The 20,791-nt window shown below is 68.7% G+C and carries 19 protein-coding genes; 5 read left to right on the top strand and 14 right to left on the bottom strand.

The window, feature by feature from the left end:
* Position 1 precedes the first annotated feature (1 nt).
* The gene (gene bcp / locus ITJ43_RS06170) at positions 2–469 is read left to right on the top strand and encodes a thioredoxin-dependent thiol peroxidase (RefSeq protein ID WP_194582940.1); all 468 of its coding nucleotides are present in this window, start codon (positions 2–4) and stop codon (positions 467–469) included.
* A 16-nt stretch (positions 470–485) separates the two neighbouring features.
* Here bcp and ITJ43_RS06165 read toward each other — a convergent pair whose 3' ends face one another.
* Positions 486–878, bottom strand: coding sequence for a histidine kinase (locus ITJ43_RS06165; protein WP_194582939.1), 393 nt, complete (start codon positions 876–878; stop codon positions 486–488).
* 213 nt (positions 879–1,091) lie between these two features.
* Between ITJ43_RS06165 and ITJ43_RS06160 the strand changes: the two genes are divergently transcribed.
* On the top strand, positions 1,092–1,340 hold the full coding sequence (locus tag ITJ43_RS06160; protein WP_055967481.1) for a WhiB family transcriptional regulator: 249 nt from the start codon (positions 1,092–1,094) through the stop codon (positions 1,338–1,340).
* Positions 1,341–1,365: 25 nt separating this feature from the next.
* On the opposite strand, the gene ITJ43_RS06155 is transcribed toward ITJ43_RS06160, so the two are convergent.
* From ITJ43_RS06155 to ITJ43_RS06145, 3 genes are read right to left on the bottom strand one after another with little or no spacing between them, the layout of a single operon-like run.
* Positions 1,366–2,859: a sensor histidine kinase gene (locus tag ITJ43_RS06155; protein WP_194582938.1), complete on the bottom strand. Its 1,494-nt coding sequence runs from the start codon at positions 2,857–2,859 to the stop codon at positions 1,366–1,368.
* A 52-nt stretch (positions 2,860–2,911) separates the two neighbouring features.
* Positions 2,912–4,219 carry an AAA family ATPase gene (locus ITJ43_RS06150; RefSeq protein ID WP_194582937.1) on the bottom strand — a complete coding sequence of 436 codons (1,308 nt, stop codon included), beginning with the start codon at positions 4,217–4,219 and terminating at the stop codon, positions 2,912–2,914.
* Positions 4,216–4,845, bottom strand: a complete 630-nt coding sequence (locus tag ITJ43_RS06145; protein WP_194582936.1) for a hypothetical protein — start codon at positions 4,843–4,845, stop codon at positions 4,216–4,218. The genes ITJ43_RS06150 and ITJ43_RS06145 overlap by 4 nt, the downstream gene beginning before the upstream one ends.
* A gap of 98 nt (positions 4,846–4,943) precedes the next feature.
* Between ITJ43_RS06145 and ITJ43_RS06140 the strand changes: the two genes are divergently transcribed.
* On the top strand, positions 4,944–5,225 hold the full coding sequence (locus tag ITJ43_RS06140) for a helix-turn-helix domain-containing protein (RefSeq protein WP_194582935.1): 282 nt from the start codon (positions 4,944–4,946) through the stop codon (positions 5,223–5,225).
* A 24-nt stretch (positions 5,226–5,249) separates the two neighbouring features.
* Here ITJ43_RS06140 and ITJ43_RS06135 read toward each other — a convergent pair whose 3' ends face one another.
* On the bottom strand, positions 5,250–5,858 hold the full coding sequence (locus tag ITJ43_RS06135; RefSeq protein WP_194582934.1) for a hypothetical protein: 609 nt from the start codon (positions 5,856–5,858) through the stop codon (positions 5,250–5,252).
* Positions 5,859–6,050: 192 nt separating this feature from the next.
* Between ITJ43_RS06135 and ITJ43_RS06130 the strand changes: the two genes are divergently transcribed.
* On the top strand, positions 6,051–6,455 hold the full coding sequence (locus tag ITJ43_RS06130; protein ID WP_194583196.1) for an Rv3235 family protein: 405 nt from the start codon (positions 6,051–6,053) through the stop codon (positions 6,453–6,455).
* A gap of 45 nt (positions 6,456–6,500) precedes the next feature.
* On the opposite strand, the gene ITJ43_RS06125 is transcribed toward ITJ43_RS06130, so the two are convergent.
* Complete coding sequence (locus ITJ43_RS06125) at positions 6,501–7,724, bottom strand: pyridoxal phosphate-dependent aminotransferase (RefSeq protein WP_194582933.1); 1,224 nt, start codon at positions 7,722–7,724, stop codon at positions 6,501–6,503.
* A 69-nt stretch (positions 7,725–7,793) separates the two neighbouring features.
* Positions 7,794–10,589 carry a preprotein translocase subunit SecA gene (gene secA / locus ITJ43_RS06120; protein ID WP_194582932.1) on the bottom strand — a complete coding sequence of 932 codons (2,796 nt, stop codon included), beginning with the start codon at positions 10,587–10,589 and terminating at the stop codon, positions 7,794–7,796.
* A 144-nt stretch (positions 10,590–10,733) separates the two neighbouring features.
* On the opposite strand from secA, the gene ITJ43_RS06115 reads away from it, so the two are divergent.
* Entirely contained in the window at positions 10,734–12,065 is a 1,332-nt protein-coding gene (locus tag ITJ43_RS06115; protein WP_194582931.1) for a hypothetical protein, read from the top strand.
* Positions 12,066–12,179: 114 nt separating this feature from the next.
* On the opposite strand, the gene hpf is transcribed toward ITJ43_RS06115, so the two are convergent.
* The 7 genes from hpf to ITJ43_RS06080 form a co-directional block, all read right to left on the bottom strand.
* Entirely contained in the window at positions 12,180–12,842 is a 663-nt protein-coding gene (hpf, locus tag ITJ43_RS06110; protein WP_194582930.1) for a ribosome hibernation-promoting factor, HPF/YfiA family, read from the bottom strand.
* Positions 12,843–12,983: 141 nt separating this feature from the next.
* On the bottom strand, positions 12,984–13,655 hold the full coding sequence (locus ITJ43_RS06105) for a ComF family protein (protein WP_194582929.1): 672 nt from the start codon (positions 13,653–13,655) through the stop codon (positions 12,984–12,986).
* A 99-nt stretch (positions 13,656–13,754) separates the two neighbouring features.
* Positions 13,755–15,446, bottom strand: a complete 1,692-nt coding sequence (locus tag ITJ43_RS06100; RefSeq protein ID WP_194582928.1) for an LpqB family beta-propeller domain-containing protein — start codon at positions 15,444–15,446, stop codon at positions 13,755–13,757.
* Entirely contained in the window at positions 15,443–17,113 is a 1,671-nt protein-coding gene (gene mtrB, locus ITJ43_RS06095; RefSeq protein ID WP_194582927.1) for an MtrAB system histidine kinase MtrB, read from the bottom strand. The genes ITJ43_RS06100 and mtrB overlap by 4 nt, the downstream gene beginning before the upstream one ends.
* 10 nt (positions 17,114–17,123) lie before the next feature.
* Positions 17,124–17,804, bottom strand: coding sequence for an MtrAB system response regulator MtrA (gene mtrA, locus ITJ43_RS06090; RefSeq protein ID WP_194582926.1), 681 nt, complete (start codon positions 17,802–17,804; stop codon positions 17,124–17,126).
* Between the two features lie 151 nt (positions 17,805–17,955).
* On the bottom strand, positions 17,956–20,229 hold the full coding sequence (katG, locus tag ITJ43_RS06085) for a catalase/peroxidase HPI (protein WP_194582925.1): 2,274 nt from the start codon (positions 20,227–20,229) through the stop codon (positions 17,956–17,958).
* The gene (locus ITJ43_RS06080) at positions 20,226–20,696 is read right to left on the bottom strand and encodes a Fur family transcriptional regulator (RefSeq protein WP_194582924.1); all 471 of its coding nucleotides are present in this window, start codon (positions 20,694–20,696) and stop codon (positions 20,226–20,228) included. The genes katG and ITJ43_RS06080 overlap by 4 nt, the downstream gene beginning before the upstream one ends.
* Positions 20,697–20,791 lie beyond the last annotated feature (95 nt).

Below are 20,791 nucleotides of genomic sequence, written 5' to 3'. Positions count from 1 at the left end.
CATGACCCGCCTCGAACCCGGCACCGCTGCGCCCGACTTCACCCTCGTCGACCAGGATGAGACCCCCGTCCGTCTCGGCGAACTGCGCGGCACCCCCGTCATCATCTTTTTCTACCCGGCGGCCATGACTCCCGGCTGCACCACCGAGGCGTGCGACTTCCGCGACAGCCTTGGGCCGCTGCACGCGGCGGGCTACACCGTCCTGGGCATCTCACGCGACGACCCCGCGACGCTGCGCCGCTTCCGCGAACGCGACGGGCTGACCTACCCTCTCCTCAGCGACCCGGACCACGCCGTGCACGATGCCTACGGCGCCTGGGGAGAGAAGATGAACTACGGCAAGGTCGTGGAGGGCGTCATCCGCTCCACCGTGGTCGTGGATGCCGGGGGCGTCGTGAGCCACGCCCTCTACAACGTGAAGGCGACCGGGCACGTCGCACGCGTGCGGTCGCTTCTCGGGCTGGCCTGATCCCGATCGAGCAGCGTCAACGCTCCTCCGGCGGGCGGCGCGTTGCCGCTCGGCGCACCGCGGTGAACAGCGCAACCAGAGCGAGCACGGCCGGGGCAGCGGTCGCAACAGCCGTTGCGGGTGCGGCCGTCGGCCCGGTCGCCGCGCCGAGCGCCACCGCCAGGATGAGCAGTTGCGCCACGATGCCGCCCGAGCGGCCCCACGAATGCCCGAGGAAGACCGCGACCGCGAAGGCGACGAGGGCGAGAGCGCCGATCGTGGTGAGAACGACCAGCGCCACGGAACTGGCGGCATCGTCGGTGTCGCCTGTGACGAGCGCGACGACCTGCCAGCCGGCCAGAACGAAGACGGTGACTCCTTCGAGCCCGAGGAGGGCGGAAGCCACCCGTTCGGCGGTCGTTGTCGTCATGGCGCGCGTCCTTCGTGCAGGCGTTACACAGCACACGCCGGGGGAAATGCCGAGTTCACCCTTGATTCATCTGAATGACCATGGGAGCATTGGAGTATCCGTGTGCTCCCACAGTGGCGTGGGGCGAGCGTCTGCTCGCACACCATCAGGGTAATCGACGCCCGACGTCACACCCACCCGAACTTCTCATCCCGCATCAAGGAGCACCCCACTATGGATTGGCGCGACAAATCCGCCTGCCTGACCGTCGACCCCGAGCTGTTCTTCCCCGTAGGGAACACGGGTCCCGCCGTCGACCAGATCGAAAAAGCCAAGTCCGTGTGCGCGCGTTGCACCGTCACGGAGGTCTGCCTGCAGTACGCCCTGGAGACCGGACAGGACTCCGGCGTCTGGGGCGGCTTGTCCGAAGACGAGCGCCGCGCTTTGAAGCGTCGCGCTGCCCGCGCACGCCGCGCGAGCTGACCGGCGTCCTGCGCACCGCAGCTCGTCAGAGCGGCGGGCGCCCGAGGTAGCGCATCGGGATTTCGATGGTCACTTCGGTTCCCGAACCGACCAGCGTATGCCAGTCGATCGTGCCGCTGAGTTCGCCTTGGATGAGTGTGCGCACGATCTGTGTGCCCAGTCCGCGGCCGACCTGACCTTCGGGAAGCCCTACTCCGGTGTCGCGAACCTTGACGCCCAGCGTCTCTTCGGTGCGTTCGGCGATGATCTCGACCTCACCTTCCTGATCGACGAGGCCGTGCTCGACGGCGTTCGTGACCAGTTCGGTCAGCGCGAGCGCCAGCGGAGTGGCGTACTCGCTGGGCAGTGTGCCGAAAGTTCCCGTCTTGCGGGTGCGTGCCCGGGTGTTCGGTGACGCCGCAACCTCCGCGACGAGCTTGAGCACACGGTCGAAGACATCGTCGAAGTCGACCTTCTGCGCCAGGCCCTCCGACAACGTGTCGTGCACCACGGCGATCGCGGCGACGCGACGCATCGCGTGGGTCAGCGCATCGCGCGCTTCGTCCGAGTGCGTTCGGCGCGACTGGATGCGCAGCAGCGAGGCGACCGTCTGCAGGTTGTTCTTCACCCGATGGTGGATCTCGCGGATCGTCGCATCCTTGGTGATGAGCTCCTGCTCCTGGTGACGGATCTCGGTGACGTCGCGGCAGAGCACGAGGGCGCCGATTCGTGTGCCGTGGTCTTTCAGCGGGATGGTGCGCAACGACACGGTCACACCCCGCGCCTCGACGTCGGCGCGCCACGGCGCACGTCCGGCCATCACGATCGGCAGTGACTCGTCGAAGTCGCGCCCCTTGGGGAGGATGCCGGTCGTCACCTCCAGCAGCGATTCGCCCTCGAGCTCATCGTCGAATCCAAGCCTGTTGAAAGCGGAGAGGGCATTCGGGCTCGCGAAGGTCGTGACACCGTCGACATCCATTCGGATGAGTCCGTCCGAGGCGCGCGGGGCGCCGCGACGCGGCGAGGTCGGAGCGGCGAGGTCGGGGAAATCGGCGCTGGCGATCATGCCGAAGAGGTCATCGGCGGCGTCGTTGAACGTGATCTGCTGCCTCGACGGCGTCCGCGCCTCGCCGAGGTTGGTGTGACGGGTGAGGACACCGACCACGGCCGGCTGCGTGTTCGGCCCGCCCACAGTGCGCACGATCGGAACGGCGCGTACGCGTGTGGGGGTCTCTTCGAACCAGTCCGGGGATGCCGAGTCGACGATCGCGATCCGGGTGAACGCGTCGCGTACCTGCGTGCGCCACTGGGGACGCACGAGATCCCCGACGATGTCGCGGTAGAACAGGGTCGCCGCTCCGCTGGGACGCGTGTGGGCGACCGCGATGAAGGAATCGTCGCTCGTCGGCACCCAGATCACGATGTCGGCGAACGCCAGGTCTGCCAGGAGCTGGCCGTCTCCGGCGAGCCGATGCAGCCACTCGATGTCGGCATCCGTCGAGCGGCCCTGGGCATAGACGAGTTCGCTGAGGGTCGACACGCACCCAGCCTAGGCGACAACCTTCTGCGCGGACCGCGCGTTCCCGCAGCCCTCAGACGCGAGCCGTGGCGCGCCGCGAGCGGCCCGCGCGGCGGCTCCAGCGCTCCCCCTCGACGCCCGCGTCGGTGCCGGAAGACACGGTGGCGCGTCGCGCCCGTGCGCTGTCGCCGCGCACCGGCACGGGAGGCACGATGGCCTCCCCGACCAGGCGACGTACCGCTGCCGACAGTGCCGAGCGGGGCGTCACCAGCCCGATCGGCTGCGCTTGGAGCACCGCGGCATCCGCGGCCTTCGGGTCCCACGGGACGAACCAGATGTCGGAGATCCCGATGTACCGCTCGAGCGTGCGCCGCACCTGTGTGCGGGCGTCGAACCCGAGAGTCGAGGATCGCGTCTTGTTGACGACGACATGGATCCGAGCGCCGCCGACGGCCGCGCGGAGATCGGCGTACGCGCGGACGAAGCGTGAGACGCCGACGGGATCGGCCGAGACCACGGCGATCACCGTGTCGGCAGCAGACAGCACGGCGAGGGTGGCCGCGTTCCGCCGCGGCCCGTCGAGGTCGCTGACGATCTCCTCGTCGCGCTCGAGCGGCGCGGCGACGTCGATCACGACCTCGTCGACCCAGCTGCGACAGTGCGAGAGGGCCCCCTCGACGCGCACGGAGGTCAGCTCGGGCCAGCGGCCGGGTCGGTTGATGCCGGTGAGCACCGCCACATCTCCCAACGGCACGGCGATGCGCTCGAGCTCGGCGTTCGTGAGGATGCCGCGTTCGGCGGCACGACAGGCTGCGGCAAATCCCGGCCCCTCATCGGCGAGGCCGGTGAGCAGGGCCACCGACGGGGCGTGGGTATCGGCGTCGACCAGCCCCACACGGCGCCCATCCCGCGCGAGCTCGCCCGCGATCTCGATGGCCAGCGTGGTCCGTCCCGGAGCCCCTGAGGGGCCCCAGACCGCGATGACGCGCCCGTCGGGAGTAGCCATCCTGGCGAGAGGTCCGGGCGCGAGGATCTCTAGGGACGCATCGTCCAGTTCACTCGCCGCGACGCCGAACATCTCGGCCAGTCGCCGTCCAGCGGCGCCGTCGCAGAGCGCGACGATACGCACACCGAATCGGTCGCATACCGTCACCAACTGGGCGGTCAGTGTGTCGCGAGCCGCCTCGACGACCAGCACATCGGCCCCGGCGAGCGCGCCCAGCAGCTCAGCGGCCTCGCGTCCGGTGATGGCATCGGCGGCGGCCTCGGCCGGGGCATGCGCCGCGACGACGAGCCGCACGTCGACATCGGCATCTTGCAAGCGCTCGGCGAGTGCGTGCGCTCCGACGCGATCGGAGGCGATGACCACCCCGAGGGTCACGAGCCAGCCCCGTCCGTCGGCACGATCGACAGATTCGACCCATCGGCGACGGCCGCTAGCGCGGCGGCGACGTCGGCTCGTGCGATGACGATCTCCACCGCCGTGCCGCCGCTTCCCATCATCGTGCGATCGCGGTCGACGGATGCGACCGTCGCGGCACCGACGAGGATGCGTGGAGTGTCGAATGCGCCACGATCGCGCGGCGCCGCGGCCCACACCTCGACGGCCGAGCCCGTCGTCACCGATGCGGGCACGTCGCTCGCGCTGTGGAGCACGATCGTCGTCGTGCGCGCCCGGCTCGCATCGCCCACGGCGTCGCGCGGAACGAGCTCGCCGGCGGGGACCGTCCTGGTCGCGACCGACCCCGGTCGCAACGTTGCCGGAGACGCATACGACTCCTGGACCTGCCCGAGCGCGACCTCGACGACGCGGAGATCGTCGGCTTCGACGCTCTGTCCCGGCACGATTGTCGACGCGGCGGCGAAGACCGGGGCGGTCTGGCGGGCCGCAGCGACGACGAACCACACACCCACGACGGACACGACGATCAGCGCGATACCGAGCAGGAACCTGAGGTCCGCCCAGAAGGCCCGCGGACGGGGGCGAGCGGAGACGGTGTCGTTCATGAGGACATCGTGGCCGATCCGCCCTGCCGACAGAGTCGGTTATCCACAGCCCGGCGTGGACCGGCGAGCCGCCCCCGCCGGGAACGCATAATGTCCTCATGCCCGATTCGTCCGCCGCCGGCGTGCGCCTGCTGACTCCCGCCCAAGTGGCGGAGATGATGCAACTCGCCGTCGATGAGGTCATCGCCCTCGTGCTCGACGGGCGTCTGCACGGCGCCAAGGTGGGCTCCCCGGCCCGGTGGCGAATCGAGGCCGACAGCGTCGCAGAATATCTCGACGACCAGGCCGAAGATGCACGCCGGATGGCGCTGTGGCGCGAGTCGAATGCGGCGAGCTTTCCCGAGCTCTGGGGCCGCGGCACCGTCCGCAACCCCGACTGATACGGCGGGGCGAGCGTCGTCGATTCAGATGAGATCGACGACGGCGTCGAGGCGTACCGCGGCGACCGCACCGAGTGGAATGAGTCGATAGCCCGTGATCTGATCCGCGCGGCGGACGGCGCCGATCTCGTGGACGGCGATGTCGAGATGGTCCGCTCCGGCCCGGTCGATCGTGCCGGAGAGCACGCGCCCTGACGTCAGGTGGACCGTCACCGGTATGCGGCGGCGAACGAGATCTCGAAGCACGAAACCGAACATCATGCGCTGGCCGAGAGTGCCACCCGGGTTCGCATCTCGGGCGGTGGCGAGAACGTCCTCCGCCCGCAGCACCAGCGTCGATATCCCCTCGGAGGGCACGAGCCAGACCGGCGCGGTGCCGGCGCCGGGCACACTCAGTGCCATCCAGTCCGCGCCGACGCGGGTGACCGCCCCGGCCAGCACGGTGCCGTCACGCAGATCGGCCGTGATCTCCGGAACTCGCCCGCCGCTGCCGGCGAGGGCGACCAGCCGGTCGCGCAGCGGAATGCGCGACAAGCGCAGCCGCTCGGCCTCCGTGTCCAGCGCGGCTCGCTCGGCCTCCCATTCGGAGTCGAGTTGGTCTTCCAGATCCTCGAAGAAGCGGTCCCAGCGCACGCGCCGACCCTAGATCAGGGATGCGGCGCGCCGTCCGAACTGTCCACAGGGCGCTTGTCCACAGGTTGGAGGATTCTCATCCACGGTCCGCACGCTCTGTGCTGTACTCGTCAAACGCCCGCCCAGGGGATGGAAATCGACAGAGGAGGTCGGAACGTGGTTCGCACATCCGCCAGCGCTGCCCGATCGACGATGCGACGCGGCTCGGCCCTCGAGGTGGCTGAGTACTTCGCCCCGCAGCGGACCGCCACCGAGGCGCTGCCCGAACCCGAACCTCTGCTGAAGAACCTGACGATCGGCGTTCTCGAGGTGTTGGCGGGTGTGCGCGAGGTCGACCAGCTCGCTCGCTGGTTCGGCGAAGATGCCTTCCGCGCGCTGCTGACCCGGTCCAACCTCTCCGCCCGGGCGCGCAGCGCACGCGGCGTGCCACCCGCCCGCCCCGCGCACCGCATCCTCTCCACACGGTTCTCGTCACCGGCCGACGGCGTCGTCGAAGGCGTCGTGATCGTCGCCGGTCCCGCGCGTACCCGCGCGGTCGCGATGCGCCTGGAGGGCTGGGACGGCCGGTGGCGGGCGACGTCGCTCGGCTTGCTCTAGTCCGGACGACGACAGACTCACCGCCGACAGAGCCGCCCGCGACCGCTACTGACGGTACGACGCCAAGAAGTTACCGAGCCGCTCGATCGCCTCGGTCAGCACGCGTGCTTCGGGAAGGGTGACGATCCGGAAGTGGTCGGGCGTCGGCCAGTTGAACCCGGTGCCCTGTACAAGCAGCACGTGCTCGGCGACGAGGAAGTCGTAGACGAATTTCGCGTCGTCGCGGATCTCGTAGACCTCGGGGTCAAGGCGAGGGAACGCGTACAGCGCCCCACGCGGCTTGTGGCACTGCACGCCCGGGATCGCGGTGAGAGCGTCGTAGGCGGCATCCCGCTGTTCGTGCAGCCGGCCGCTCGGGCCGATGAGGGCGTCGATGGATTGCACCCCCGACAGGGCGGCCTGCACCGCATACTGGGCGGGAACGTTGGGGCACAGACGGGTCGAGGCGAGCAGCTGAATGCCCTCCAGGAAGCCCGCGGCGTGCTTCTTCGGCCCGGTGATGACGAGCCAGCCCGAGCGGTAGCCCGCGACGCGGTAGGTCTTGGACAGACCGTTGAACGTCAAGCAGAGCAGGTCCGGAGCGAGGGTCGCGAGCGGGATGTGAACGGCGTCGTCAAAGAGGATCCGGTCGTAGATCTCATCGCTGAGCAGCAGGAGAGAGTGCTCGCGGGCGATCTCGACGATCCCCTCCAGCACCTCTCGCGAGTAGACGGCGCCGGTGGGATTGTTGGGGTTGATGACGACGATCGCCTTCGTCGCCGGCGTGATCTTCGCGCGGATGTCGTCGAGGTCGGGCTGCCAGTCGCCCTCGTTGTCGCAGCGGTAGTGCACCGGCGTGCCGCCCGCCAAGGACGTCATCGCGGTCCACAACGGATAGTCGGGGGCGGGGATCAGCACTTCGTCGCCGCTGTCCAGGAGCGCCTGCATCGTCATCGTGATCAGCTCTGAGACGCCGTTACCCAGATACACGTCGTCGGGATCGAACTTCGGAAAGCCAGCGACCTGCTCGTAGCGCGAGACGACCGCCCGACGCGCTGACATGATGCCGCGGCTGTCGCTATAGCCGTGCGCGTGCGGCACAGCTTCGATCATGTCGCGCACGATCTGGTACGGCGCTTCGAAACCGAAGACGGCGGGGTTGCCCGTGTTCAGCTTGAGGATGCGGTGCCCGTCGGCTTCGAGCCGGTCAGCTTCCACCAGGGCGGCTCCACGGATCTCGTAGAGGACGTCCTTGAGCTTGGATGACTGGTCGAGGATGCGGGGACTCATCGGATCAGGATATCGCCGCGGCGACCGAGCCAATGGACCTCCGGTGGCCCCACCCTCTTCTCGCGCTGGCTACTTCTTCTTGCCAGCGGCGCGACGGTCGGCGCGGTTCTGCGGAGCGGGTGCCGCAGGCGCGGCATCCGTGCGCTGTCCAAAGGCACCGCGGGCGGGCTCCGCCGCGGACTGGGCCGGAGCCTGCTGAGCCGCCTGCTGCCGGACCTTGCTGGTCGCCGCCTGCTGGACCTGCCCGCGTTCGTTGCGCACCTCGACCTCGCCGGCGTCGTTCGCTGCGGTGTACTGCAGCTTCTGCGCCTCGACAGCCGGAGCGGCCTGCAGGCCCTTCGCCTCAACGTCGCCGTCGCCGCTCTGGCGCACCTCGACCTCGAGGTTGTAGAGGAAGCCGACGGACTCTTCCTTGATCTGGCCCATCATGGCCTGGAACATCTGGAAGCCCTCGCGCTGATACTCGATCAACGGATCGCGCTGCGCCATGGCCCGCAGGCCAATGCCGTCCTTGAGGTAGTCCATCTCGTAGAGGTGGTCACGCCAGCGGCGATCGAGCACCTGCAGCACGACGCGACGTTCGAGCTCGCGCATCGCGGGCGCGCCGAGTTTCTCCTCGCGCGCCGCGTAGGCGATCTTCGCGTCGGAGAGGATCTCGCGCTTGAGCACCTCGGGGGTCACTCGTCCCGCGCTGCCGCTCTCGGCCACGACCTCGTCGATGGTGACGGACACCGGGTACAGCGTCTTCAGCTCGGTCCACAGTGCATCGAAGTCCCAGCTCTCGGTGTGACCGGTGCCGGTGTGGTCATCGATGATCGCGCCGATGGCGTCTTCGACGAAGTGCTGCACGCGATCGGAGAGGTCGTCGCCCTCGAGCATCTGTCGACGGTCGGCGTAGATCGCCTCGCGCTGACGGTTGAGCACGTCATCGTACTTGAGCACGTTCTTGCGGATCTCGGCGTTGCGGGCCTCGACCTGCGACTGGGCGCTCTTGATGGCGCGCGAGACCATGGTCGACTCGATCGCGACGTCGTCGGGGAAGTTCGTGCGCGCCAGGATCGCCTCGGCGGCGCCCGACTGGAACAGTCGCATGAGGTCGTCGGTGAGCGAGAGGTAGAAGCGGCTCTCGCCCGGGTCGCCCTGACGGCCCGAGCGCCCGCGCAGCTGGTTGTCGATGCGGCGCGATTCGTGGCGCTCGGTGCCGAGCACGTACAGACCACCCGCCTCCACGACCTTGGCCGCTTCCTCGGCGACGGTGTCGCGCATGGCGCCGTACACCTCGGTCCAGGCGGCGTCGTACTCATCCGGGGTCTCGACCGGGTCGAGCCCCCTCGCCTTGACCTCCTGCACGGCCAGGAACTCGGCGTTGCCACCGAGCATGATGTCGGTTCCGCGGCCGGCCATGTTGGTGGCCACGGTCACGGCGCCCAGTCGTCCGGCACGGGCGACGATCTCCGCCTCGCGCGCGTGGTTCTTCGCATTGAGGACCTCGTGCTTGACGCCCTTCTTGGCGAGAAGTCGCGAGAGGTACTCGCTCTTTTCCACGCTGACAGTTCCGACCAGCACGGGCTGTCCACTCTCGTGCCGACGCGCGATGTCTTCGACGACCTGGACGAACTTCGCCTGCTCGTTCTTGTAGACGAGGTCGGGCTGGTCCTTGCGGATCATCGGCTTGTTCGTCGGGATCGGAACCACGCCGAGCTTGTAGGTCGACATGAACTCCGCGGCCTCGGTCTCGGCGGTTCCGGTCATGCCGGCGAGCTTCTCGTAGAGGCGGAAGTAGTTCTGCAGCGTGACGGTGGCGAGGGTCTGGTTCTCGGCCTTGACCGGCACGTTCTCCTTGGCCTCGATCGCCTGATGGATGCCCTCGTTGTAGCGGCGTCCGACGAGGATACGACCGGTGTGCTCGTCGACGATCATGACCTCGTCGTTCATGACGACGTAGTCGGTGTCGCGCTTGAACAGAGCGAGCGCCTTGATCGAGTTGTTGAGGAAGGAGATGAGCGGGGTGTTGGCCGACTCGTAGAGGTTGTCGATGCCGAGGTAGTCCTCGACCTTTTCGATACCGGGCTCGAGGACGCCGATCGTGCGCTTCTTCTCGTCCACCTCGTAGTCGACGCCGGCTTCGAGGCTCTTCGCGATCTTGGCGAACTCGACGAACCAGCGGTTGGCCTCACCGGAGGAGGGGCCCGAGATGATGAGGGGCGTGCGGGCCTCGTCGATGAGGATGGAGTCGACCTCGTCGACGATCGCGAAGAAGTGGCCGCGCTGAACGAGATCCTGCTGCTGCCACGCCATGTTGTCGCGGAGGTAGTCGAAGCCGAACTCGTTGTTGGTGCCGTATGTGATGTCGGCCTCGTACTGCTCGCGGCGCACCTCGGGGGTCTGGCCGGCGATGATCGTGCCCGTCGTCATCCCGAGCGCGCGGTAGACGCGACCCATGAGCTCGGACTGGTAGGAGGCGAGGAAGTCGTTGACGGTGATGACGTGGACGCCTTTGCCCGCGATGGCGTTGAGGTACACGGCGAACGTCGCGGTCAGGGTCTTGCCCTCACCGGTCTTCATCTCGGCGATGTTGCCCAGGTGCAGGGCCGCTCCACCCATGATCTGCACGTCGTAGGGACGCTGTCCGAGAGTGCGCTTGGCGGCTTCGCGCACGGCGGCGAATGCCTCGGGCATGAGCTTGTCCAGGCTCTCGCCGGCTTCGTGGCGGGCACGTAGTTCGGCCGTCTCCCCGCGCAGCTCCTCGTCGGTCAGCTGCGCGTAGTCCTCTTCGAGGGCGCCGACCGCCTTCACGACCTGCTGAAGCCGCCGAAGGACGCGTCCTTCGCCGGCGCGGAGCAGTTTCTCGAGAGGGTTGGCCACGAAGCATCTCCATCTATCGGGTGCGGGCGACGTGCGATGTCACCGGAGCCGCGCACGCAGTCGCGGCATACGGGGCCCATGTTACCTGGCTGTGACATTGCTTAGCTGCGTGAGACCTCGAAACGACGCGCATAGGATCGTGACATGGCGGGATTCTGGGGCGCACGCAAGCAGGACAGGCAGCAGCAGGCGGCGGAGGATGCCGAGCTCGGACGCCGTGCCGATGCCGCCCTCGTCGCCATCGACGAGCGACAGCGCACGACCGAAGACGAACTGACGTACGCCGAGATCGAGCTGGGACGCGATGCGACAAGCGGCCTGCGCGATGCGCTGGAAGCCGTGCGCCGCCATCTCGGCGAGGCATTCCAGCTGAATCAGCTCAACCACGACCACATCCCCGACACCGTCGAGGAGTTGCGCACGCGCAACGCACGCATCATCCAGCTGTGCGACTGGGCGCAAGATCTGCTCGATGATCGACTGCAGGCGCTCGCCGAACCCATCACCCGAGCTCGCCGTGGCCCCGAGATCATCGCCGGCATCCGGGACGAGGTCGCCCGCGGCACCCAGCGACTGCCGCGCGCCGAAGCGACCGTCGAGCGCGTGCGCACCCGCTACTCCCCCGAGGCCGTCCGCCGGGTCGAGAAGAACGCCGCGGAGGCCGCCCAGCTGTTCGCGTTCGCGACGCACGGCGCTGATGTCTCGACGGCCCGCCGCGAGTCGGGTCAGCGCGAGCAGGCGAACCTCGCCCTGGAGACCGCCATCGAGGCGGTGCGCCGCGCGACGACTCTGCTCGACGCCGTCGATGCGTTCGAGGTCGAGGCGCTGCGCGCCGAATCGACGCTCGATGCGATCGTCGACGACTCGCGTGGCGACCTGGTGGTGGCTCGCGAGCTCGCCCAGGTGCCCGCCGTCGGTGCGGCGATGACGACGCTCGAGAAGGAACTGCTGGCGCTGACCCCCGCGGGCGGACTGCCCGATCCTTTCGGCGAGCTCACCCGCCTGCGGGAAGCCAATGCGGCCCTGGATGCCGCGGTCGCCACCGCTCGCGCGCGCATCGCCAACCCGGTGCCCCCCGAGTCTCACGTGCGTCACGCCATCGACGATGCCGACCGCCAGCTCGGTGTCGCGCGCAGCGTGATCTCGGGTCACCGCGGCTGGATCGGCGCCGATGCGCGCACGCGCCTGGCCGAAGCCGAGCGCATCCGCCTCGACCTGGGAGCTCTCGCCGGGCAGCCGATCGCCGAGGACGACCGCGAACGCGCATTGGCCGATGCCCGCCGGTGCGGACAGCTCGCGGCGGAGGCTCTGCAGCTGGCCCAGCGCGACATCGACTCCTCCCGACCGAACGACGGCGGCTGGGGCGACGGCGGCGGCTGGGGCGGCGGGCGCCGCGGCGGCGCGGGCGGCGACATGGTCGGCGGCATCCTGGGCGGGCTCGTGATCGGCAGCATCCTGGACGGCATCTTCGACTGAGTTCCGCGGGCTCGGCCTTCATCAGAGTCGGCCCACATGAACAGAATCGGATGCCGCGCGTTGCGGCATCCGATTCTGTTCATCCCCTCCGATTCCGGAGGGGCGGGATGTCGGTCAGGAGGCGAGCTCCTGCACCGGAGGAGCGCTCGCGGTCAGCGAGATCACGCCGTAGTCCCATCCCTTACGGCGATAGACGACGCTCGGATGATCGGTGCGGGCGTCGATGAAGAGGAAGAAGTCGTGCCCGACCAGCTCCATGCGGTCGACGGCTTCTTCGACGGTCATCCACTCCGCGTCGAAGTGCTTGGTGCGGATGACGACGGGGGTGTAGTCGTCCTCGCTCTCGTCGCTGACGGCGATCGGGATCTCGCCCGTCGCGACCGCGCGCAGGGTTTCGACGGATGCCGGTTGCACATCGATTCCCTCGAGCGCGCCGCTGCCCTTGTCGAGCTTGGCCCCGCGCGGGTGGTTGCGCGCGTCGACCCGCTTGTCCTTGGCGCGGCGCAGCTGCTCGGCGAGCTTGTCGACAGCGAGGTCCAGTGCGGTGAACTTGTCACCGTCGGTGGCCTCGGCGCGCACCAGCGGGCCCTTGCCCGTGACGGTCAGTTCGACGGTCTCCTCCTCGCGACTGCCGTTGTGGTACGCACGGTGAGTGACCTTGACGTCGAGACGCTGCGCGCGCGGCGCGAGCGTTCCGATGCGGACGGATTTCTCTTCGGTGACGGTGCGGAAACGATCGGAAATGCTCACACCCACGCCAACGATGCTGGTTTCCATCCTGACCTCCTTGTTCCGGGTCCATCCGGTCAAGGGCGGACCCTGAGTTCGCCTTGGTCTCTCCCACGCTATCGGGATGCCGCCCCGCTGTCACCTCCGAAGCTCCGGTGCGAACGGTGAGCGGATGCGATGATGTCGGCGCTACCGCGCGTGTCGTGGCGTGGCTGCGACGGTGACGGCAGACACCACCCGTGCGCCGTCGTCGGAGAGCGCCCGAACGGCTTCACGCAGCGTCGCCCCGGTCGTGACCACGTCGTCGACGACGATGACCTCGACCCCCGCCACGCCACGGGCACGGAGGCTACCGGCGACGTTCTCAGCGCGTCCGCGTCGGTCGAGACCGCGCTGATCGGCGACCGTGCCGCGCGATACGAGCGCCGGCACCGGGCTCAGCCCTGCCCGGCGCGCCAAGAGCCCCGCGATCTCGTAGCCACGACGGCGGAAGGCACGGCGCGACGACGGGACGGGCACGATCAACGGATCGTGCCCGGTGGCCTCGACAGCCTCACCCGCAGCCGCGGCGAGCGCGGTTCCGAGCGCACGTGCAAGCGCCGTGCGACCGTCTTCTTTGAACGCGCGCACCACGCGCGCGGGCACACCGTCGAAATCCAGCGCCGAGAACACGTCGATCTGCGCCGTCAACGGGCGGCGGCACACGCGCGGACGTAAGAGCCGTCGACACTCGGTGCACAGCGCGACGTCAGGACGGTCGCATCCGGCGCACCAGACCGGCAGCAACAGCGCGAGTGCTCCCGCGCACGCGTCGCCGAGAACGGCACGAAGGCGGGCGGGGCGAGACGTGACATCGGTCATGCACCCAGCGTCCAGGGCGCCACGTTCGACATCCACCGCGCCGGCAGCGATCGGTGGACACCGCGGCAGGAACCCACGCCGGGGAGGAAGCGACACGCGTCAGCGCGGCACACCCTGCTGCACTGCGAGCACGGTGACATCGCCGAGGATCTGCTGCCAGTTGGCCACACGCTGTGCGTACAGCTCGCCGGAGGCATCGAGCAGCCGCGCGTCTTTGGTCTGGCCGGCGACCGCCCTGCTGTTGCCGGGTGTGCGAACGGTGGCGGCGAAGCCCCCGACCGTGAGGGTGTCGAGGAACTCGTCGCTTCCGTCGGTGGCGAGCACGCCGAGCGTGCTGGCGTCCAGCCAGGTGAGCGCCGACGCGGGACCGGGGAGGGTTTCGAGAACTTTCTCGGGTGTTCCGATCGACGTCGGCGCACCGTTGCGGTCGCGTTGGATACCCGCGACCCACACCACGTAGCGGTCGCCGTCGCGGACCACCGCCGCCAGCCGGGTGCCGTCGCGCGACACTCTCTGCGCGAGGATCTGCGACGCACCCGACCATGCCCCACCCACCTGCACGACCGTGCCGTCCGGGGCATAGGCGTTGACAGCGCTCGGCGCGCCCGACGGCACCGACCAGATGTACCCGGACGGATCGATCGACGGGGCGATGAGGCCCGATCGCGTGTCCAGACGTCGAAGCGGTTGGTCGGCGTGCACGGCAACGACGGCGCCGGAGGCGTCTCGCACGGCGGCCGTCGTGCGATCGGCGTTCACCTCGATGTCGGTGGCGTCGACCGACATCAGCGCGTCGGACAGTCCCCCGATGGGTGAAATGGTGGTGCCCGACGCGAACCCGAACGCCGTGGCGGTGCGCACGAGCGGATTCGATGCCACCGCGGTCGAGCGGACGTCGACGGCCTGCGCCGTCAACGGCTGGCCGCCGGGGAGCAACATGTCGACGCCCGTGATGTCAGCGGTCTTCAGGCTCGCCTCGAGCTGGGTCTGCATGCGGTTGAGCGCGACCTGGTCGAGTGCGCGTGCGCCATCTTGCAGTGTCACCTGCGCGACATTCGACTGTCGCGGCACGGAGGTCAGCTCGAGACGCGCGCCGTCGGTGAAGGCGCTGACGACCGCACCGCGCAACCACGCTGCGGGCGCGCCGTCGACGAGCGCCTCCGCGATGTCCGTCGCCGCGTAATACCGCGGGAACCACCGCACGTCGGGCACGAGATACGTCCACGTCGGATCGAAGTACATCAGCGAGTAGACGTCGAAGACCGTGGTGAAACGGGTCTGATCGAGCACGATCCCGTCGGGCGCTTGGGTGATGCGCCACTGACCGTCGCTCTGCTGCGCCAGCTTGAACGAGAGGGGGATCGCCCCATCGTCGGGTGCCGTGGACAGTTCACCGGCGGCATCCACCGTGGCCACCGGGGTGACGCTGAGGAGGAACTCCCCTGTCGACACCTGCTGCAAGGTCCGCTGTCCGGCGGAGTACACCGTCACCCCCGCCTGCGGCTTCCACGTGCCCCTGAAGCCGGGCGCGAGGAACTGCTGGGCCGTCTCCCAATTGTTGCTGGGACCGGTACCGGCGGCGATGAAGCCCTCGACGATCTGCTGCGGGGTCGCATCCTTGACCGGCCCCTTGGGGATGAACGCGAAGTCGTTGGCGTCGCCGTCGTCGGCGATACGAACGCCCGGGTTCACCGGGCCCGACGTCGGCAGGCCCGCGCACGCGGCGAGTGCGAAAGAGAGGATGCCGACGACGACAGCGGCCGCGAGGGCGCGCATACGCACACGGGTCATGAGCGAGTCCCCCTGTCGAAGACGGTGATGGGCTGCGTGAGACCGAGATCGTCGAGCGAGACGCCGTCGTCCCCGGGGTCGACGGACAGCGGCGACGCGGCGTCGAGAATCTGCCCCTGGCGGGGAAGGGTGAGGACGAAGTTGGTGCCGCGACCGAGTTCCGACCAGACCGCGAGCGTGCCGCCGTGCAGCTTCGCATCGCCGAGCGCGATCGAGAGCCCCAGCCCGGTGCCCCCGATCGTGCGCTTGCGTGAGGGATCCGCGCGCCAGAAGCGATCGAAGACGCGCTCCGCGTCGGCGGCGCTCATCCCCAGCCCGTAGTCGCGCACACCGATCGCCACCGCGCGTTGGTTGCTGTCGACGGTCACGACGATCGGCCGCCCTTCGCCGTGCTCGATCGCGTTGCCGAGCAGGTTGCGCACCACGCGGCGCACCCGACGAGGGTCCATCTCGACGGGCGAGTAGCCACCGGGCGCGACGAGGCGCACGTCGGTGCCGTGCTGATCGGCGAGCTGCTGCATCGAGGCGATGACGTCTTCTGCGAGGTGGGCGAGGCTCGTCGGCTCGTACTCCAGTTGCACCGATCCGGCGTCGTAACGGCTGATCTCCAACAGATCGGTCAGCAGCGTCTCGAATCGCTGCACCTGGGCGTGCAGGAGCTCGGCGGCACGCGCGGTCGTGGGGTCGAAGCTCTCGCGTTGATCATTGAGCATGTCGCTGGCGAGTCGGATCGTCGTCAGCGGCGTACGCAGCTCGTGCGACACGTCCGAGACGAAGCGCTGCTGCACCATCGACAGCTCCGCGAGCTCCTTGATCTGCGCCTCGATGCTGTCGGCCATCGCGTTGAACGAGCGTCCGAGTGTGGCGAACTCATCCTCGCCGCGTACCGGAAGACGCACCGCCAGGTCACCCGCCGCCAGGGTCGCACTCGTCTCCGCGGCTTCGGCGATCGGCACGGTCACCGACCGGAGGACGAACCAGGAGATGGCGGCGATCAACAGCACCAGGCCCGCTCCGACCAGCCAGAGCGTGATCTGCACGAACTGCAGCGTCTGCTGCTCGGGGGCGAAGTCGTAGGCGAAGTAGAACTCGTAGGCGCCCACTTCGGGGAACTGGATCTGCTGACCGATCACGACTCCGGGGATGCTGGTGCCGTCGGCGGAGGGAAGTCCCACCGACTGCCACCAGCGCTTCTCGGCATCCGCCTGGACGGCGCTGCGCAGCCCCGGGGTGATCAGCGTCGCGTTCAGCCCCCCCTTCTGGAAGTCCTGCGGTGCGATCGACGAGGGTGCGTCGGAGATGCGGAATGCCGCGATCATGTCGGTGCCGGCCTGGCGGGCGATCGAGTCGGTCGCGTTATTCCAGAGCGATTGCAGCGCCGCGCCGTCACCGTCGATCTGCGCGGCGTCGAGGGTCTGCTGCGTGGACTGGGTGGCGCGCTGCACCGACTCCTGCACCTGCTGCACCCGCGACTCGAAGAGGTCGTTCTGGATGGCGAGCGCCATGGCGACGAACGCGATGAGGATGGCGGACGCCGTCGCCCCGATCGTGATGACCAGGGTGCGAAAACGCAGCGAGCGCCGCCAGGCGTACTGAACGCGCCGCGGCCAGCTGCGCCAGTCGCGCCAGCCGGTCAACGTCGGCACGCTCGCGGTCTGCGGGCTCATTCCGAGCCGATCAGACCACCGCGCCGGCGCGGTACCCCACCCCGCGGACCGTCATGACGATCCGGGGGTTGTCGGGATCGATCTCGACCTTGGCACGAAGGCGCTGCACGTGGACGTTGACGAGCCGGGTGTCGGCCTTGTAGTGGTAGCCCCACACCTGTTCCAACAGCATCTCCCGCGAGAACACCTGCTGCGGCTTCGAGGCGAGGGCGACGAGAAGTTCGAACTCCAACGGCGTCAAGGCGATGACCTCGCCGGCACGTCGCACCTCGTGGGCAGCCACGTCGACGACCACGTCGCCGATGCGCAGGTCGCCGCCGGCGGGCTCGGCTGCCGGCCGCAGCCGCGTGCGGATGCGGGCGACGAGTTCCTTCGGATTGAACGGCTTGACGATGTAGTCGTCAGCGCCCGACTCGAGTCCGCGCACCACATCGGCGGTATCGGTGCGAGCGGTGAGCATGATGATCGGCACACCGGATTCGGCCCTGATCAGGGTGCAGATCTCAATGCCGTCCATGCCCGGCAGCATGAGGTCCAGGAGCACCAGATCGGGGCGCTCCTCACGCCATACGCCCACGGCCACGGTGCCGTCGGCGCAGAACAGCGGTTCGAAGCCCTCGGTGCGCAGCACGATGCCGATCATCTCGGCGAGCGCGACGTCGTCGTCGACAACGAGGATGCGGGAAGTCATATGGCCTGATTCGTCCTTCGGGATGGCCGGATGCCGCAGACGCGGCAGGGCGCAGGAACACAGTATCGGACGCGGCTGGGATGGCACCGAATGCCACGACGAGAGTGGGGCCCCTCCCGTTGGGAAGGGCCCCACTCATCTCGGATGCCGTTCAGCGGTGCAGATCGAAGCGGTCCAGCTCGGTGACCTTGCCCCAGGCCGCGACGAAGTCGTGCACGAACTTCTCGGCGCCGTCGTCTGCCCCGTAGACCTCCGCCAACGCACGAAGCTCAGAGTTCGAGCCGAAGAGCAGGTCGACGCGCGTGCCGACACCGACCTTCTCCCCGGTCGCGTCCTTCGCGCCGGCGAACGCGTGCGCGCCCGGATCAAGGGGGTTCCAGGTGGTGCCGAGGTCGAGGAGGTTCACGAAGAAGTCGTTCGTGAGCACACCGACGCGATCGGTGAACACCCCGTACGGCGACCCGTCCCAGTTGGCACCGAGCACGCGCAGACCGCCGACGAGAACCGTCATCTCGGGTGCGGTCAGCGTGAGCAGGTTGGCCTTGTCGATGAGGTGGTACTCGGCGGGCATCGGCGCCAGGGGGCCCTGGTAGTTGCGGAACCCGTCGGCCGCCGGCTCGAGGAATGCGAACGACTCGACATCGGTCTGCTCCTGCGAAGCGTCGGTGCGCCCGGAGTGGAACGGTACCTCGACCTCGACGCCGGCATCGGCCGCGGCCTTCTCCACCGCGGCATTTCCGGCCAGGACGATCAGGTCGGCCAGCGAGAGCGTCGTGCCCGACTGTTCGACGTCGGCCTTGATGCCGCCGAGCACGCTCAGCACGCGGTGCAGCTGGGCGGGGTTGTTGACCTCCCAGTCCTTCTGCGGAGCCAGGCGAATGCGGGCGCCATTGACACCACCGCGCTTGTCGCTGCCACGGAAGGTCGAGGCGGCCGCCCAGGTGGTGGCGACCAGCTCGGAGACGGTGAGACCGGAAGCCCGCACGCGCGCCTTGATGTCGGCGACCTCGTTCGCCGTGAGCGGCGCACCCGCCGGAGCGGGCACCGGGTCCTGCCAGAGCAGCTCCTCATCGGGCACCTCGGCGCCCAGGTAGCGGGCGACCGGCCCCATGTCGCGGTGGGTCAGCTTGAACCAGGCGCGTGCGAACGCGTCGGCGAACGCCTCCGGGTCGTCGCGGAACGTGCGCGAGATCTTGTCGTACTCCGGGTCGACGCGCAGGGCGAGGTCGCTCGTGAGCATGCGGGGCTCACGCTTGCCGTCGCTGTGCGCCAGCGGGACCATGTCGGCACCCTGACCGGCCTTCGGCCGCCACTGATGGGCGCCGGCGGGGCTCTTCATGAGCTCCCACTCGTAGGCGTAGAGGATATGGAAGAACTCGTTGTCCCAACGGGTGGGGTGGTAGGTCCACGTCACCTCGAGGCCCGAGGTGATCGTGTCGTCGCCGCGACCGGTGCCGTGATTGTTCTTCCAGCCGAGGCCCTGCATCTCGAGGCCGCCGGCCTCAGGGTTGTCCTCGAGGTTCTCGTCGGATGCCGCGCCGTGCGTCTTGCCGAAGGTGTGGCCGCCCGCGATGAGCGCGACCGTCTCCTCGTCGTTCATCGCCATCCGTCCGAACGTCTCACGGATGTCACGCGCCGAAGCGAGCGGGTCGGGGTTGCCATTGGGGCCCTCGGGGTTCACGTAGATGAGGCCCATCTGCACGGCGGCCAACGGCTTGTCCAGCTCGCGGTCGCCGGAGTAGCGCTCGTCGCCGAGCCACGTGGTCTCGGGGCCCCAGTACACGTCGTCGTCCGGCTCCCACACATCGGCACGACCGCCGGCGAATCCGAACGTCCGGAACCCCATCGACTCGAGTGCCACGTTGCCGGCGAGGATCATCAGGTCGGCCCACGAGATCGACTGGCCGTACTTCTTCTTCACGGGCCAGAGCAGGCGCCGCGCCTTGTCGAGGTTGACGTTGTCGGGCCAGCTGTTCAACGGCGCGAAGCGCTGCTGACCCGCTCCCCCGCCGCCGCGGCCGTCCGTGACGCGGTAGGTGCCGGCGGAGTGCCAGGCCATGCGGATCATGAGCGGTCCGTAGTGGCCGAAATCGGCGGGCCACCAGTCCTGGCTCGTGGTCAGGAGCTCTTCGATGTCCTTCTTGACCGCGGCGAGATCCAGCGCCTCGAAGGCGGCGGCGTAGTCGAAGTCGGCATCGAGCGGGTTTCGCACCTGCGGGTTCTTGGCGAGGATCTTGAGGTTGAGCTGGTTGGGCCACCACACACGGTTCGCGGAACCGCTCGTGGGGTGGGGCTGCGCGTGGACGACCGGGCAGGTCGCCGCCTCTTCGGCATAGGCCTCTTCGGTGTCGGTGACGGTGACGGACTGGTCGATCTCGGTCGCATCTTCGCCGATGCCGGCGGTACTCGGGTCGTGGTCGGTCATGGTGTTCCTTCCGTGAGGGGGGTGTCGGTGGCGGACGCGCACGAGGGGCAGATCCCCCAGTACGTGACCTCCGCCGTCGTGAGGGTGAAGCCATGGGTGTCGGACGGTTCGAGGCAGGGGGCGGCTCCGACGGCGCAATCCACGTCGACGACGGTGCCGCACGAGGTGCAGACGAGATGGTGGTGGTTGTCCTGCACGCGCAGCTCGTACAGCATGGGCCGACCGGCCGGCTCGATGCGGCGGACGATGCCCGCCTCGGCGAAGTCGCCCAGCGCGTTGTAGACCGACTGGCGGCGGGCCCGCGGCATCCGCCCACTGATGGTGAGGAAGACGTCGTCGGCGCTCGCGTGCGGCAGGACGCGCAGCGCGTCGTATACGGCGGTGCGCGACTCGGTGACCTTCAGCCCGGCACCACGTAGTGCCGCAGCGGCAGTCGCGGCGGGTCCGTGCGTGTGCGGGGCGGTCACGAGGACAGTCTACCTAATTTTGATCTGATCAAAACAAACACGAGATGAACTCCCTCGTCCCCGACGATTGTGCAAGCGGAGCCTGGGCGTTTCGT

Origin of the sequence: Microbacterium sp. VKM Ac-2870 (genome assembly GCF_015350795.1) — a bacterium.
Classification (GTDB): Bacteria; Actinomycetota; Actinomycetes; order Actinomycetales; family Microbacteriaceae; genus Microbacterium.
This window is presented reverse-complemented; position numbering and strand designations above follow the sequence as displayed.